This window comes from Thalassospira sp. B30-1, from assembly GCF_015767575.1.
GTDB lineage: Bacteria > Pseudomonadota > Alphaproteobacteria > Rhodospirillales > Thalassospiraceae > Thalassospira > Thalassospira xiamenensis.
Genome location: NZ_CP065232.1, coordinates 1,583,195 through 1,597,413 on the forward strand (window position 1 = coordinate 1,583,195; position 14,219 = coordinate 1,597,413).

The 14,219-nt window shown below is 55.1% G+C and carries 15 protein-coding genes; 4 read left to right on the plus strand and 11 right to left on the minus strand.

Going from position 1 to position 14,219, the window contains the following annotated elements; all coding sequences use genetic code 11:
- Nucleotides 1–2: 2 nt before the first annotated feature.
- Nucleotides 3–1,979, minus strand: coding sequence for a DEAD/DEAH box helicase (locus tag IT971_RS07445; RefSeq protein WP_063093371.1), 1,977 nt, complete (start codon nt 1,977–1,979; stop codon nt 3–5).
- 214 nt (nt 1,980–2,193) lie between these two features.
- On the opposite strand from IT971_RS07445, the gene IT971_RS07450 reads away from it, so the two are divergent.
- Entirely contained in the window at nt 2,194–2,754 is a 561-nt protein-coding gene (locus tag IT971_RS07450; protein WP_007091949.1) for a hydrolase, read from the plus strand.
- Nucleotides 2,751–3,488, plus strand: a complete 738-nt coding sequence (locus IT971_RS07455; RefSeq protein ID WP_063093372.1) for an alpha/beta fold hydrolase — start codon at nt 2,751–2,753, stop codon at nt 3,486–3,488. The genes IT971_RS07450 and IT971_RS07455 overlap by 4 nt, the downstream gene beginning before the upstream one ends.
- On the opposite strand, the gene IT971_RS07460 is transcribed toward IT971_RS07455, so the two are convergent.
- Both IT971_RS07460 and IT971_RS07465 read right to left on the minus strand, forming a co-directional pair.
- Complete coding sequence (locus tag IT971_RS07460; RefSeq protein WP_175494876.1) at nt 3,485–4,435, minus strand: ABC transporter substrate-binding protein; 951 nt, start codon at nt 4,433–4,435, stop codon at nt 3,485–3,487. The two genes, IT971_RS07455 and IT971_RS07460, sit on opposite strands and share 4 nt — an antisense overlap.
- Nucleotides 4,436–4,666: 231 nt before the next feature.
- On the minus strand, nt 4,667–5,281 hold the full coding sequence (locus IT971_RS07465) for a hypothetical protein (RefSeq protein ID WP_063093374.1): 615 nt from the start codon (nt 5,279–5,281) through the stop codon (nt 4,667–4,669).
- A 138-nt stretch (nt 5,282–5,419) separates the two neighbouring features.
- Here IT971_RS07465 and IT971_RS07470 point away from each other — a divergent pair, with 138 nt between their 5' ends.
- Nucleotides 5,420–5,980, plus strand: a complete 561-nt coding sequence (locus IT971_RS07470; RefSeq protein ID WP_082822547.1) for a cytochrome b — start codon at nt 5,420–5,422, stop codon at nt 5,978–5,980.
- A gap of 23 nt (nt 5,981–6,003) precedes the next feature.
- On the opposite strand, the gene IT971_RS07475 is transcribed toward IT971_RS07470, so the two are convergent.
- Complete coding sequence (locus tag IT971_RS07475; protein ID WP_037987750.1) at nt 6,004–6,924, minus strand: glutaminase; 921 nt, start codon at nt 6,922–6,924, stop codon at nt 6,004–6,006.
- 86 nt (nt 6,925–7,010) lie between these two features.
- Nucleotides 7,011–8,993 carry a DNA topoisomerase IV subunit B gene (gene parE, locus IT971_RS07480; protein WP_037987749.1) on the minus strand — a complete coding sequence of 661 codons (1,983 nt, stop codon included), beginning with the start codon at nt 8,991–8,993 and terminating at the stop codon, nt 7,011–7,013.
- Nucleotides 8,994–9,267: 274 nt separating this feature from the next.
- Here parE and IT971_RS07485 point away from each other — a divergent pair, with 274 nt between their 5' ends.
- A complete protein-coding gene (locus IT971_RS07485) occupies nt 9,268–9,693 on the plus strand; it encodes an acyl-CoA thioesterase (RefSeq protein WP_007091942.1) in 426 nt (141 codons plus the stop codon).
- A 54-nt stretch (nt 9,694–9,747) separates the two neighbouring features.
- On the opposite strand, the gene IT971_RS07490 is transcribed toward IT971_RS07485, so the two are convergent.
- The 6 genes from IT971_RS07490 to IT971_RS07515 form a co-directional block, all read right to left on the minus strand.
- Nucleotides 9,748–10,038, minus strand: coding sequence for a type II toxin-antitoxin system RelE/ParE family toxin (locus IT971_RS07490; protein WP_007091941.1), 291 nt, complete (start codon nt 10,036–10,038; stop codon nt 9,748–9,750).
- Nucleotides 10,035–10,277, minus strand: a complete 243-nt coding sequence (locus tag IT971_RS07495) for a type II toxin-antitoxin system ParD family antitoxin (protein ID WP_007091940.1) — start codon at nt 10,275–10,277, stop codon at nt 10,035–10,037. The genes IT971_RS07490 and IT971_RS07495 overlap by 4 nt, the downstream gene beginning before the upstream one ends.
- 155 nt (nt 10,278–10,432) lie before the next feature.
- Nucleotides 10,433–11,182, minus strand: coding sequence for an SDR family oxidoreductase (locus IT971_RS07500; RefSeq protein ID WP_063093376.1), 750 nt, complete (start codon nt 11,180–11,182; stop codon nt 10,433–10,435).
- 166 nt (nt 11,183–11,348) lie between these two features.
- Nucleotides 11,349–12,290, minus strand: a complete 942-nt coding sequence (locus IT971_RS07505; RefSeq protein ID WP_065701945.1) for an AraC family transcriptional regulator — start codon at nt 12,288–12,290, stop codon at nt 11,349–11,351.
- 82 nt (nt 12,291–12,372) lie between these two features.
- Entirely contained in the window at nt 12,373–13,389 is a 1,017-nt protein-coding gene (locus IT971_RS07510) for a dipeptidase (RefSeq protein WP_063093378.1), read from the minus strand.
- A gap of 54 nt (nt 13,390–13,443) precedes the next feature.
- Nucleotides 13,444–14,208 carry an ABC transporter ATP-binding protein gene (locus tag IT971_RS07515; RefSeq protein ID WP_051682106.1) on the minus strand — a complete coding sequence of 255 codons (765 nt, stop codon included), beginning with the start codon at nt 14,206–14,208 and terminating at the stop codon, nt 13,444–13,446.
- Between the last annotated feature and the right edge of the window lie 11 nt (nt 14,209–14,219).

Genomic DNA, 14,219 nt, shown 5'->3' on the forward strand with positions numbered 1-14,219 from the left:
GATCAGCCTTCGCTGCCGGTCGTTTCGGCGTCCGCAGTTTCGGTCTTGGCGGCCTTTTTCGGGGCCGGTTTTTTGCGCGGACGACGGGCGGCTTTCGGTTTTTCTTCCTTGGCGGGCGCGTCATCGGCCACCGGTGCAGATGCCGGTTCCTGAGCCGAAGCTGGAGCTGGAGTCTGAGATGCAGCAGGAGCAGAAACGGCTGCTGCCTCGTCCTTGGGCTCTGGTGCCGGGCTTGCCTTTTTTGCGGTTGCCCGTGTGGTTCTGGTGCGGGTCGGTTTGGCGCGTGCGGTTTTCGCCGTACCGGTTTTTTCCGACGCGGATTTTTCAGCCGTTACTTTTTCGGCAGAGGCCTTTGACGGTGTTTTTCTGGCCGGTACCTTTTTCTCGACCTCGTCGGCGCGCGGCTTTCCAAGGCTAGAGGCCGGGACCGGGGTCAGAAGGAAGGCCGGAACATGATCTGCAAAACCGATGACCGGCTTGTCGTCACGATCATGACGATCATGACGGTCATGCCGGTCATAACGATCATCGCGATCACGACGCGACGCGGAACGGCCAGAAGAACGATCATTACGATCCTGACGTTCAGGACGGTTCGAACGTTCGTTACGCGGCTTTGCGTCACGCTGCGTCGTATTGTCACGCGGCTGCTGGGCCGGACGTGCGTCCTGCTGCTTTGCTTCTGGCGCGGCAGGGACATTGGCACCGGTATTGGCAGCCTTGCTGTCGCGTTCTGCACGGTCGTTACGGTTATTGCTACGTGCCGGACGATCATTGCGCGGGGATGCATCACGCTGCGGCGCCTTGCGGCTTTTCTTCACACGGCGTTTCTTGCCGGTGAAGTCGAGTTCAAGGGTTTCGATGCCTTCAAGCTCGGTCAGCGGAATATCCATGTTGATGGATTTGTTGATCGCAGCAACAAGTTTGCCGTCTTCGGGTACGGCCAGCATGAAGGCCTTGCCTGCGCGACCTGCACGACCGGTACGGCCGGTACGATGGACGTAATCCTCGGCGTTGAAGGGCACGTCGAAGTTAAAGACGTGCGAGACATCGGCAACGTCAATGCCGCGCGCGGCAACGTCCGAGCAGATCAGCAGGGTGATTTCGCCCGTTTTGAATTTATCAAGCGTTTCGGTGCGTTCGCTCTGGACCAGATCGCCATGCATGCGACCGGCATTAAAACCGTGCTTGGTCAGCGATTTGAACAGAATATCGACGTCTTTTTTGCGGTTGCAGAACACAAAAGCGTTTTTGACGTCTTCCTGACGGACTAGTTTGCGAAGGGCTTCGCGTTTGTCCATTTCATCCATGACAAGGAGTTTATGTTCCACCGTGGTCGCCATGGTCGAGGGCGGGGAAACGGTGATTTCCTTGGGGTTGGACAGGAATTTGTCGGCAAGGCGACGGATTTCCTTGGGCATGGTCGCCGAGAAGAAAAGCGTCTGGCGCTGCTTGGGCAGCATATTGACGATTTTTTCAATGTCGGGAATGAAGCCCATATCAAGCATGCGGTCGGCTTCGTCGATCACCAGCAGTTTGCAGTCCGACAGAAGCAGTTTGCCGCGTTCAAAGGTATCGATCAGGCGACCCGGGGTCGCGATGATGACGTCGGCACCCTTTTCAAGGATTTTCTGCTGTTCGACGAAGGATTCCCCGCCAATGATCAGCGCCTTGGACAGCGACATGTATTTGCCGTAGGTGTCGAAGTTTGCTGCTACCTGGGTCGCGAGTTCGCGGGTCGGTTCGAGAATGATCGAACGGGGCATCCGCATGCGCGCACGGCCATGATGCAGGATATCAAGCATCGGCAGGACGAAGCCTGCGGTTTTGCCTGTACCCGTCTGAGCACAGCCCAAAATATCACGTGCCATCAGAACGGACGGAATAGCCTGGCTCTGAATGGGGGTCGGGGTATCATAGCCGGCGTCTGCGACGGCTTTGAGGATATCTTCGCTCAGACCGAGATCGGCGAAATTCATATGGTTCGTTTTCCCGCAATAGAATGCGTTATGATGTGATTATCGCTGCGATAAAGCAGCTTGCGTCGTAAAGCGAAGCCTTAATTAAGTCAAGAAAAACGCCTCAAAAAAGGGTTAAAGAGGCAAATTAACCCGGTGCGAGAGGCTTGTTTGCCACAGACCGGAAGCGTAATCTGGTGAAATAGACAATGAAACGGGGAGAAAAACGGTGTTGATGGATGCATCACGTGCAAGTCTGGTGATTATCGATGTTCAGGAGAAACTCTATCCGGCCTGTCAGGACCCTGATCAGACCGTCGAGAATTGCTGCTTTCTTGTCAAATGCGCCAATCGTTTGAATGTTCCCGTCATTGTGACTGAGCAATATCCCAAGGGGCTTGGCCATACGGCGGCCCCGATCCTTGATCTGGTGATGAAGGCATCCGATACGGTCGATGGCGGCAATGTCGTTTCCAAGGTCAGTTTTTCAAGTGTGCCAGCCGACGGTTTCATGGAAAAGATCGAAGAAACACCGGGCCGCGACCAGATCGTCATTGCCGGCATGGAAACCCATGTCTGTGTGCTTCAGACCGTGATGGAGCTTATTGATCGCGGGCGGGAGGTTTATGTGGTGGCCGATGCGGTGACATCGCGCAGCATGCATGACAAGATTTTCGGCCTGGAACGCATGCGCGATGCCGGGGCGAAAATCGTGACGCGGGAAAGCGTGATGTTTGAATGGCTGCGCGTGGCAGGAACCCCGGAATTCAAGGAACTGAGCGCACTGATTAAATGACGGCCAACTCCCATACGACCATTCCGGTCGTCTTTCTGTCGGGCATGCTGGCCGATTATCGGATGTGGCAGCCGGTGATCGCGCGCATGGAGGCGCGTGGCCGTATTGGTACGGCCCCGGCGATCGCACCGATTATCCCCGCACTTGATACCAAGGACGATGTGCAGGCCGTGGCAAGGGATGTCCTTGAACAGGTGCCGGATCGTTTCGTGCTGGTCGGGATGTCGATGGGCGGTTATGTCGCGTTTGAAATCCTGCGCATGGCGCGGGAACGGGTATCGCATCTGATGCTGGTCAATACGCGCGCGATGGCCGATGACCCGGTAATGCGCAGGCGTAGACTGTTGCTGGCGCGGCTTTCGGGTGTGAACCTGCCGTTTCAGGGGGTGAATGACGCGATGCTTGATGACATGCTTCATCCCGATCATCGGCACAATCGCGAACTTGTCGGCCTGCTTTCGGATATGGCGGAAGATCTTGGCGAGGATGTTTTCAAACGTCAGATCATAGCTGTTGCCAACCGTCCGGACAGCATGGCGTTGTTGCCGGAACTCGATATCCCCTGCACCGTGATGGTGGGGGAGGCTGATCGGGTGATCAGCCTGGCATCGCATCATGACATGGCGGCCCGCATTCCCGGTGCACGCATGATCGAGGTTGCCGGGGCGGGGCATTATGTGCCGCTGGAACGGCCCGATATATGCGCCGATGCGCTTTGCGAGCTTATTACCTAGGGCGTTGATGTTTTGGTGTCGGACGGGGTGAGTGTATCGCTCAGGACCATTTCGATGGTGTTTTCATTGGTCAGATACTGCGCATAGAGTTTTTCCAATGCGCCACTGCTGCGCTGTCTGGCGAGGTAGCTGTTAAAGTGCCGCATCAGGCGGGCATTGCCGGGGGTGGCGGGCAATATCAGGCGGTTGATCGTATTCATCAGCGATGTCGGGTGGATCGACAATGCGGCAATTTCATCATCGGTCAAATGGGCGATCTGTTTAAGCGATGCCTTTTGCGCATATCCGCAATAGATCAGCGCAACATCAACCCGCCCGGCAAGCAGCAGGGCAATTGACTGTCGAATTGAATTGAACCGGCTGATATCAAATCGACCTTCGCGCAGATGGCGGGCCAAGGGGCCATGCAGTTCAAGGCCGCGCGCGATGGAAACCTGAAGCCCGTCAAGGTCGGCGGCAGTTGTGATGTTCAGGTCGCGCTGCTTAAGGGTAAGGGCAAGAAGGCTTGTCGTGCTGATACCGTCCGAAAATATGACGGTATTGCTTGCCGTGTTGCCGGGAATGCCGATGAAGCCCGCGCGATTGTTGCCGCTGTTTTCAAGCGCGCGTTTGAGCGGCAATTGCTGAAAGGACATATCGATCTGCTGAAGCTTGCTGAAATCACGCAGCAGATCGTATAGCGCGCCATTGGCATGGCCGTTAAGCTGATAGCTTTGCGGATAGAATTCCTGATCGGCAAGCACGGTCAGTTGCAGGTCATCGGCACTGGTCGCATTGGCGGCATCGGGCGCAACATCGGGATGGCCATCACTGGCCTTTGCCCCCGCGCCAAAACCGGTGATTGCAACGGCGATGACAAGACCGGCACATGCCATGCGGAACAAGGATGGCCGGATCGATTGCCAGACGGACAGAATATGCGACGTCAAGTGTACCCTGTTTTTCATTTCAGGGTCGCCAGCCAGTGCCAGAGGCAACCAGATGGGCGCGCGCAATTTGCCGATACGTGCCATTTCTGGCAACGGTTATTCCCCATTCGAGTAGTCTTCCCTGTTTTTATCGGCACTTATTTTCATGCCTGAAACCTACCCTTCAGAGTAGTTGGCAACAGGGTGCCCGGAATAAAGGGCAAGAGCAAGCATGATAGGGGCAAAATTATACCAATTGCTATTTCGGGTTTAGCAACCGGCACGGAACATGCCGCAACGACGATCACTGTCATCGCGGATTTCGCGTGGGAAAAGCTGTGCGATGATGCTACCACCATTATTGGTAACCTGTTGTTCAAAATCAGCTTTTACGAAATTCGCACGCAGTTCCGAGATCGGTTTGTCGCCTGCGCAAAAGGCAATGCGTGTCGGGATTCTGGTTGTATCTGCGGGGTAGTCGGTAGCCTCGGGCGTGGTGCAGATTTTTTCACCCATCGTGGCTTGTGACGGGCTTACGACGACGACAACACGATACCCGTCGCGCAGAACCTGATTCGGGCCGAGTTGGGTGGCATCGGTGATGAAATCAAGGCGCGGGGGAAATCCGTGACCGGACAGGGCGGATGCCCATGTTTCGGGCGATACAGATGATTGCTTGTCGTGGACTTCGACCATCATGATCTGGTTTGGCGCACCGTAAACCTTGAAGGTCTGCACATCATTGACCTGATAGGTTGGCGGTTCAATCGTTGTGATGTTGCCACATCCCGCCAGCAGCAGGGCACTTCCCAAAACGCCCCCTGCAAGCACGCGCAAGGTGACACGCGGAGACAATCGTTTGGACGCATTGAAAAGGATTCTCATGGGGGCTCCTTGCGGGTGCGGGGCGATAAAAGTCCGGTCTGCGACAAATTGATACAGATGCGACAAAACCTTGCGAAACTTTGCGGCTAGATTGGTGCCGGGATCAGTTACGTCATAGTCAGCAATGAGGTTACAATTATGTCAGATGTCTCTGAAACGCAAATTTCGCGATGGCCACACTGGTCTGTTCCGGCGCTACACTGGATCATGGCATTGTTGATGGCGGCCGCCTTTGGCATCGGTCAGGTCATGGAAGAAGTCCCGCGCGCCGAACGGGCTGAAATCATGGGATATCACGCGCTTGTTGGCATTTCGGTACTGGTCCTGTTCCTGCCGCGGATTTTGGCGGTTTTGCGCCTGTCCCCACCAGCGGTACAGGACGATCCCCGTCTGGTTAAAATCATGGCGCGCATTGCGCATGGTGTGCTGTATCTGGCGATGATTGCGATGCCGGTCACCGGGCTTCTGGCGGTGATGACATCGGGACGCAATTTTCCGGTCGCAGGATTATTTTCCCTGCCGGATCTGGGGCGGATCGAATGGCTGCATGAAGGGGCCGAGGAAATTCACGAATTTTTCGTCCCGGTTCTGGTGACACTGGTCGTGCTGCATGTGATTGCCGCCGTTTGGCACCATTATATCCGCCATGATGATGTGCTGGCGCGTTATGTGCCGTCATTGCGAAGGCGCGATTCCTGATCCTTTTTGATCGGCAAACCCGGTCAGAAAACCGATCGTCCGATGGCGCGGATCAGCATTTCAAGCGCCTTGATGCCGGCGGCGGAATTGCCGCGTGTATCAAGGCGCGGCGACCAGACACAGACGGAAAATTCACCGGGAATGACGCCGATGATGCCACCGCCAACCCCGCTTTTGGCCGGGATGCCGACGGTAAAGGCAAAATCACCCACCCCGTCATACATCCCGCAAGTCAGCATCAGGGCATTGATCCGGCTGGTTTCTTCGGGCGTGATCACGGTGCGGCCATCAATGCCAACACCCTTGTTGGCAAGGAAGAAGGCGGCACGCGCCATTTCACGGGCCGTCATCGCGACCGAGCATTGCTTGAAATAGGCCCGCACGACGTCTTCGACCGGGTTGTCGAGCTTGCCGAAACTTTTCATCAGATAGGCAATCGCGCGGTTGCGATCCCCGTGCTGATCTTCGGACAGATAGACATCGTTATCGACGCGAATGCCGGGATTGCCGCAAAGCTGACCAAGGAATTCCGCAACCGAACGGTCCGGATTGGCGTAGCGCGAGGCGATCAGATCAGCAACACGGATCGCCCCGGCATTGATGAAGGGATTGCGCGGGATGCCGTGTTCCTGTTCGAGCAGGATCAGCGAATTGAAGGCCGAACCGGATGGTTCGCGCCGGACGGCTTTCCATAAATCATCACCATGCGCACGCTGGGCCAGCACAAGGGCGAAGACCTTGGAAATGCTTTGGATGGAAAAGGGCAGGTCGGGCTGGCCAATGGCAAGTTCGTTTCCATCGGCGGTGCGCAGAACCATGGCAAAATGATCGTCGGGGACGCTGGCAAGGGCCGGGATATAATCGACCTTGCGGGCGTCGGTAAAATCGGTCTGGTGGATCGCGTCCGAAATATCCTGGAGGATGGCGGCATAATTGTGGGTCATTATGTGTCCGCTTTGTTTATCAGGCTGTCAGGGACAAAAAACCCGGCGCAGGGCACCGGGTTTGATGATGAAGAATTTTAATCCGATCAGACGTCGATATCCTCGACAAAGCGGGCATGTTCCTGAATGAACTGGAAGCGGAGCTCCGGCTTTTTGCCCATCAGGCGATTGACCAGATCCTTGGTCTGGCCACGCGCATCGGGTTCGGCCGCATCGGGCAGGCAAACGCGCAGCAAGGTGCGTTTTTTCGGCGCCATTGTGGTTTCGCGAAGCTGCGGGGGCGGCATTTCACCCAGACCCTTAAATCGGGAAATCTCGACCTTGCCACGGTTCTTGAATTCGGTATCGAGCAGGACCTCTTTTTCCGCGTCATCCATCGCATAGATGGATTTTCCGCCCTGTGTCAGGCGGTAAAGCGGCGGCATGGCAAGATACAGGTTACCGTTTTCAATAAGGCCGGTCATTTCCTGATAGAAGAAGGTCATCAGAAGGGAGGCGATATGTGCGCCGTCGACGTCCGCATCGGTCATGATGATGATGCGTTCATAACGCAGATCGGCAAGCCGGAAATCGGACCCGGAACCGCAGCCAAAGGCTTCGATCATGTCCTTGATTTCCTGGTTGGCCATCATCTTTTCACGCGTCGCGGATGCCACGTTAAGGATTTTACCGCGCAGCGGAAGGACGGCCTGTGTTTCACGATCACGTGCCTGTTTGGCAGAACCACCTGCCGAGTCACCTTCGACCAGGAAGATTTCAGTGCCAGCCGCGATGGAACGTGAACAATCGGCAAGCTTGCCCGGAAGGCGCAGGCGACGGGTTGCTGACTGGCGCTTGGTTTCTTTCTTTTCCTTGCGGCGCTGGCGTTCTTCGGCGCGCAGGATGATGCGTTCAAGCAGACGTTTGGCATTTTCGGTATCACCGGTCAGCCAGTGATCGAAATGGTCGCGAACCGCGGTTTCAACCAGTTTGGTTGCCGATGCGGTGCCAAGCTTTTCCTTGGTCTGGCCCTGGAACTGCGGATCTGGAATAAAGACGGATAACATGATGCAGCCACCGCCAAAGACGTCCTCGGCGGTGATCGCGGCGGCCTTTTTCTGACCGACCATGTCGCCATAAGTCTTGATCGCCTTGGTCAGGGCATAGCGGAAACCGGCTTCGTGTGTACCGCCAAGCGGCGTCGGAACGGTGTTACAATAAGAATGGAAGTACCCTTCGCCGCCATCCGGCCATGCAATCGCCCATTCGACGCGACCGGCACTTTCGGAAAACTTGGCTTCGCCTGCGAACGGGCGTTCGGTGATCAGATCACGACCTTCGATGGTCATGTTAAGGTAATCGAGAATCCCGTTGGGGAATTTCAGGACTTCGCTTTGCGGCGTCGGATCGTCGCTTGTCAGCAATTCCGGATCGACCGACCAGCGGATTTCAACACCCTTGAACAGATACGCCTTGGAGCGCGCCATACGGAAAATCGTGGCGGGTTTCAGTTTGGCCCGGTTGCCGAAAATTTCGGGATCGGGGCGGAAGATGACCGTGGTGCCACGGCGGTTATTGACAGCACCACCATCCTGAAGCGGACCCAGCGGGGTGCCTTTGGAATATTCCTGAAACACCAGTTTGCGGTCGCGTGCGACTTCGACCCGGAATTTGTCGGTCAATGCGTTCACCACCGACATACCGACACCGTGCAGACCGCCCGAGGTTTCATACGCCTTGCCCGAAAACTTGCCGCCCGAATGAAGCGTGGTCAGGATGACTTCAAGGGCGGATTTATCGGGGAATTTCGGATGAGGATCGGTCGGAATCCCACGGCCGTTATCACGCACCATGACGGTGTTGTCGGTTCTGAGTTCCAGCTCGATCCAGTCGGCATGGCCGGCGACGGCCTCGTCCATCGAGTTATCGAGGATTTCGGCAACCAGGTGATGCAGTGCGGCATCGTCCGTGCCCCCGATATACATACCGGGACGGCGGCGCACAGGCTCCAGGCCTTCGAGAACTTCGATATCCTTGGCGGAATAGGCGTTGGTGGTCGATTGGTTTGAATCTTCGAAAAGGTCGGTCATGCCCCGGAACGCAACTTCTTTATTATGTTAAAACAAGGTCCAACGACGCATATCTGTTGATTGATTTTACGGGGTTGGATGCCTTTAGGCTTAACGAGTATCATATGTTTTCAGATGCGACCCATAAAAATGTTTTTTGGGCGTGAATGCAAGCAGTGGTCTTGCCAGAGATCATAATTTCGTTGTGGCAGCGCAGAAAACGGTGCCAGACTTGTCGCGAAAACCGTGACCGTCAGGTCCAATAAAAATACCGGCCCAGACAGGAGTAAGCCCGATGGCGAATGAGAGTGAGATCACACACGGTACCGACAACAGCATGCCGCGCGGCGACATGTGCACCCGAACCCTTGCCATGCCCGCCGACACCAACCCGAGCGGCGATATTTTCGGCGGCTGGCTGATGTCGCAGATGGATATCGCGGGCGGTGTGATGGCAAGCCAGATCGCCGAGGGACGCGTTGCCACGGTGGCGGTGGATGGCATGACGTTCCATCGCCCGGTCTATGTCGGGGATGTGGTGTGCGTGTATGGCGATATCGAACGGATCGGCAATACATCGATGGTGCTGCATCTTGAAAGCTGGGTGCTGCGCAAAAACCAGCCGCCGCGCATCAAGGTAACGGAGGCAACCTTTACCTTTGTCGCGATTGATGCCGAAGGCCGCCCGCGCCCGGTGCGCAAGGATGAGGTTGCGGTTTAAGAGATAAGGGGAGGGGACATTTTGCTTTTTGGAGATGTCCCTTTTCCGGGATTGTCAAAGTCCGGACAAAACGGGATTTTCGCGGCCTAAAATGCGCATGATGAGAGTGACGTTTTCATCCATGCGATAATAAATGGTGTGCGCGGCAAAAACACAGCGGCGATATCCGGGGAGGATATCATCGGCAGACTGATAAATTGTGGGCGACCGCGCGATTTTGTCGAACTGTTCAAACAACGCGTCGAAATAGATGTCTGCCTGTTGTGGCCCGAAAGTTTCAATGCCGTATCGATACAGGCGTCTGATATCGTCTTCTGCGAGTTTGCTAAGACGATAAGAGGTCATTTGAGCTTCAGGTCCGCCTTGACGGATGCGCGGATGTCTTCTTTATCCATCGCAGAAAAGCCGCTTTCCTCGGCGGCATTCAGAGCATTGCGAATGCGTTCGATTTCTGCCATGCGCATCTGTTTTTCCCGCAACGCTTCGCGCACCACTTCGCTGTCGGATGCGTATTGACCGGTTGAAAGCTGCGCCTGAATCCAGGCTTCCTGCGTTTCGGTGACCGTGATGCTTTTTTTGATCATAAGGTCATCTTTCGTCTTTTGATCCTACTTTATCCTACCATCAAGGCCGTGAACAACGCAAAGACATACGGCAAAGAGGGGATCACAAGACCAGAATAACACGGGAAAAACGGTGCCCTTGCGGCGGAACCGCAAGGGCAATTGAAGGCTGCCAATTACCATTCCTGCTGTGTGGGCATGACAAACATTTCCGCCATGTTCATATGTGTAGGCGCTTTCAGGGCATAGAGAACCGTATCGGCGATATCGTCACCCTCCAGAAACGTCATTTGTGTGCGCAGGTCTTCCATCTGCTGGCGCGCGACGGGATCGCTGATTTGTTCGTACAACTCGGTCGATACGGCACCGGGTTGAATGCAGGTCACGCGTATATTGTGTTTTTTGCCGATCTCCATGCGCAGTCCGTCCGAAAAGGCGGTAACGGCGTGCTTCGTTGCACAATAAACCGTTAGTCCCTTGAATACTTTACGTCCTGCAATTGAAGACGTGTTGAATACGTGACCGGACTTTTGCGCAATCATGTGCGGCAGGGCTGCGGCAGTGGTATTGAGTAGTCCCTTCATGTTGACATCGACCATGCGATGCCATTCATCGATCTTGAATTCGTCAATATCTGACAGCGGCATCAGGCCCGCATTATTGAACAGGATATCAATTGTTCTGGCTTCTGCGACAAGATGACCAACCCCGGTTTCAACGGATTTGACATCGGCCACATCCATTTCGATGGTGATGGCTTTACCGCCATCTTTTTCGATGTCGCTTTTCAGTTCTTCAAGTCGATCAAGGCGTCGAGCGGCGATGCCGACTGTAATGCCTGCCTTTGCCAGTTTTCGTGCGGTTGCGGCGCCAATGCCGCTGGACGCACCGGTGATCAATGCAACTTTGCCTTCAAGGTTCGGCATTTTGGACTCCTGTTACCCGTAATGGGCCAGCCAGAACGGATCATCGGATCTGGCTGGCGTGTTTGACAGGAGCAATCTAATCTTTCGGCGAAATGCGATCTTTCGGCCGATTGCGAAAACTATTGTGATATTGCGATAATTTTATTCAACCGTCGGCGACGGTTGATCAATTTGAACGGTATTGCCGGGGCGTTAATCCTGTTTCGCGTTTGAAAACCTGGGAAAAGTGACCGGGATTTTCATAGCCGACCGCAAGAGCGATCTCGATGATGCTCATCTCGGTTTCCTGCAAAAGAATTTGGGATTTTGCGATCTTTTGACGAATGAAATATTGCGAAGGGGAAATGCCGGTTGTCTTTTTAAACAGGCGCGTAAAGTGGAAAGGGCTTAGGCCTGCCTCTTTGGCGCATTGTTCCAGATCGAATTTTTTGTCCAAGTGGGCCTTTAGATAGGCTTGGACCCTGCTGAGCTTGAAAGCAGGTAATCGCGAGCCGTAAAGTGTTTTACCGGAATCCGAGAGGCCGTATTTCCGAACGAGATGAACAGCGATGCTTTGGGCAATTCCAGCTATATAAAGCGCGCTTTTCAAGTGTGGCGCGCGAATTTCCTGAGAAAGCAGCGTGAGGAGATTACCGATGATTTCGTCGCGTTCCCCAGATACCTCGCGAAGGGAGATCTGCTTTGCGCTTAATCCGAGTATTTCGGAGGCTGCGGCTTCCAGAAGAGGGATCGACAGATACACATGCATGACTTGGAAGGGGTGTTCGTCCTGAGCCTTCCAGCGCATTTCATAGGGTGTTGACGAATAGGTGAGAAAAAAATCCCCGGCACTTACGTCCGAGGATACCCATTCTCCGTCAAGTTCTCGTTCCGCAACAGTTGCTGCACCGCTTAGGACCCAAACAAGCATTGGTTCTGCTACTGCAGGAACCAGAAACGGTTTTCTGAGGCTCCGGTGGGAAAATATCTGGATCTCGATATCTTTCCACGTACCGGCTTCTTCACGCAACAAGGTGTCTTCCTGCAGGAAAGACATTATCCCCTGTGGTGATGTCCGCGCGGGAAGGTCGATGTTTTCAGGCGACGAAAAGTTATCATTTTCTGTCATTTACACAGGATACCAATTGATATCGGATAGCGCTGCTGGCTTCTGGAAAATCAGTTACCAGAATCGCTCCATGTCAACAGAATTACCAGCTTTCCCTCGCGACGCGGACAAAGTTTTCACCCATGATTTTATCAACGTCGTCGGGTTTGTAGCCTCCGGCGATCAGGGCGTCGGCAAGGGCGGGGAGCTTTTTCGGGTCGAACACGGCTGCACCCCCAGCACCTGGGCCATAGCCGCGTTCGGCGGGCCAGTAAAAGGCGCGGTCAACACCATCGGGGAAGTCGTTGGTGCCCGCGACACTGGGCATTGTATCAAGGCCGATGCCGACATGGTCCACGCCGACCAGTTTTACCGCATAGTCGATATGGCGGATCATGTCGGGGACTTCGGGGGCGTTCGGTGATTTGATGAAGCGCTGGAAGCCGCAAATGCCGATCACCCCGCCGGTATCGGCACAGGCCTTGATCTGTTCATCATCAATGCAGCGTTCATGCCCGCCAAGCACCCTGGGGTTGGCGTGGCTGAAGACGACCGGTTTGGTTGATGCCCGCATGATATCAAGGCTGCTTTGGCGACCGGTGTGGGAGCAATCCATGATCATGCCGCTGTTATTCACGGCCCTGACCATGGCATGGCCCAGCGCGGTCAGCGGGATATCGTCATCATGACAGCCACCGGCCACCGAATTGTTGCGGTTATAGGCAAAGTGGATCTGCTTGACACCCAGTTTGGCAAAGACCGGGACCATTTCGGGCATGTCCTGCAACATGACCGAGCCTTCGAGGTCGAAACCAACCCCCAGCAAGCCCTTTGATTTGGCGATTGCCAGATCATCAAAGCATTCGATCTGCATGTATTTGTCGGGGTGGGCGGCGATTTTAGCCCGGAAGGCGGCAATCACGCGCAGGATATGGGCAACGGAATTCATATCCATGCCGACATTGACGCAGACATAGTCAACATCACCCGCGACATAGTTATCAAGCAGGCTGATCGGTGTTTTGGGATCAAGCGGCAGGCAGGCATGCGCATCCCACGTGAAAGCGGGGCGATGGCGTGACCTGTTGGCGGACGTGTTCGGGGCGGTGGTGACGTTCATGATGTCCCTTGTTGTTCTGGCGCGTGGTTCTTCTGGCGCGTGCGGGGCCGCTGTTCAGTCCCAATCCACGAAGCTGTCGATGACGGCGCGGTCATACCCCCCGGCGGCCTTGAAAAGCTGCTGTGAATAGGGATTTTCCAGTTTGCCGTCGGCAAGCTGGGCGGCGGTGGCGCGTTCGACGATGCGGCCGTGGTTCATGATCGCGATATCGTCGCACATATGGGCGACCACGGCGAGATCGTGACTGACCATGATATAGGTCAGGCCCAGATCATTGCGCAACCGGGTCAACAGGTTGAGCACCTCGGCCTGGATCGAGACATCAAGTGCCGATGTCGGTTCATCAAGCAGCAGGATTTTCGGTTCGAGAATAAGCGCACGGGCAATCGCGACACGCTGGCGCTGTCCGCCGGAAAGCTGATGGGGGTAGCGGAAGCGGAAGGAATTATCGAGCCCGACCTGTTTTAATGCCTCGACCACGCGGGCATCCGAATTGCCAAGCCCGTGAATATTGACCGGTTCGGTCAGGATGCGGTCAATGGTGTGACGCGGATGAAGCGATCCGAACGGGTCCTGAAAGACCATTTGCGCCAGACGGTAAAATGTCTTGTCGCGCTTTTGGGTCAGTTCCCTGTCATTGACGATAATATTGCCTTCCCAGTCATCGACAAGACCGGTGATGGTGCGAAGGACGGTTGATTTGCCCGAACCGGATTCGCCCACCAGACCGAACGATCCGTTGGCCGGAACCGAAATATCGACATCCTTGAGCACGTGGTTGTCGTCAAACCAGGCATTGAGTTTGGTGATTTCAATCATTGCAGTCATTT

Coding starts and splice junctions, on each gene's coding strand:
- IT971_RS07510 (WP_063093378.1), bottom strand. CDS start 13,389: ATGAACGTCACCACCGCCCCGAACACGTCCGCCAACAGGTCACGCCAT.
- IT971_RS07505 (WP_065701945.1), bottom strand. CDS start 12,290: ATGACAGAAAATGATAACTTTTCGTCGCCTGAAAACATCGACCTTCCC.
- IT971_RS07470 (WP_082822547.1), top strand. CDS start 5,420: ATGTCAGATGTCTCTGAAACGCAAATTTCGCGATGGCCACACTGGTCT.
- IT971_RS07445 (WP_063093371.1), bottom strand. CDS start 1,979: ATGAATTTCGCCGATCTCGGTCTGAGCGAAGATATCCTCAAAGCCGTC.
- IT971_RS07495 (WP_007091940.1), bottom strand. CDS start 10,277: ATGATCAAAAAAAGCATCACGGTCACCGAAACGCAGGAAGCCTGGATT.
- IT971_RS07515 (WP_051682106.1), bottom strand. CDS start 14,208: ATGATTGAAATCACCAAACTCAATGCCTGGTTTGACGACAACCACGTG.
- IT971_RS07455 (WP_063093372.1), top strand. CDS start 2,751: ATGACGGCCAACTCCCATACGACCATTCCGGTCGTCTTTCTGTCGGGC.
- IT971_RS07460 (WP_175494876.1), bottom strand. CDS start 4,435: ATGAAAAACAGGGTACACTTGACGTCGCATATTCTGTCCGTCTGGCAA.
- IT971_RS07450 (WP_007091949.1), top strand. CDS start 2,194: ATGGATGCATCACGTGCAAGTCTGGTGATTATCGATGTTCAGGAGAAA.
- IT971_RS07475 (WP_037987750.1), bottom strand. CDS start 6,924: ATGACCCACAATTATGCCGCCATCCTCCAGGATATTTCGGACGCGATC.
- IT971_RS07465 (WP_063093374.1), bottom strand. CDS start 5,281: ATGAGAATCCTTTTCAATGCGTCCAAACGATTGTCTCCGCGTGTCACC.
- IT971_RS07485 (WP_007091942.1), top strand. CDS start 9,268: ATGGCGAATGAGAGTGAGATCACACACGGTACCGACAACAGCATGCCG.
- IT971_RS07490 (WP_007091941.1), bottom strand. CDS start 10,038: ATGACCTCTTATCGTCTTAGCAAACTCGCAGAAGACGATATCAGACGC.
- IT971_RS07500 (WP_063093376.1), bottom strand. CDS start 11,182: ATGCCGAACCTTGAAGGCAAAGTTGCATTGATCACCGGTGCGTCCAGC.
- parE (WP_037987749.1), bottom strand. CDS start 8,993: ATGACCGACCTTTTCGAAGATTCAAACCAATCGACCACCAACGCCTAT.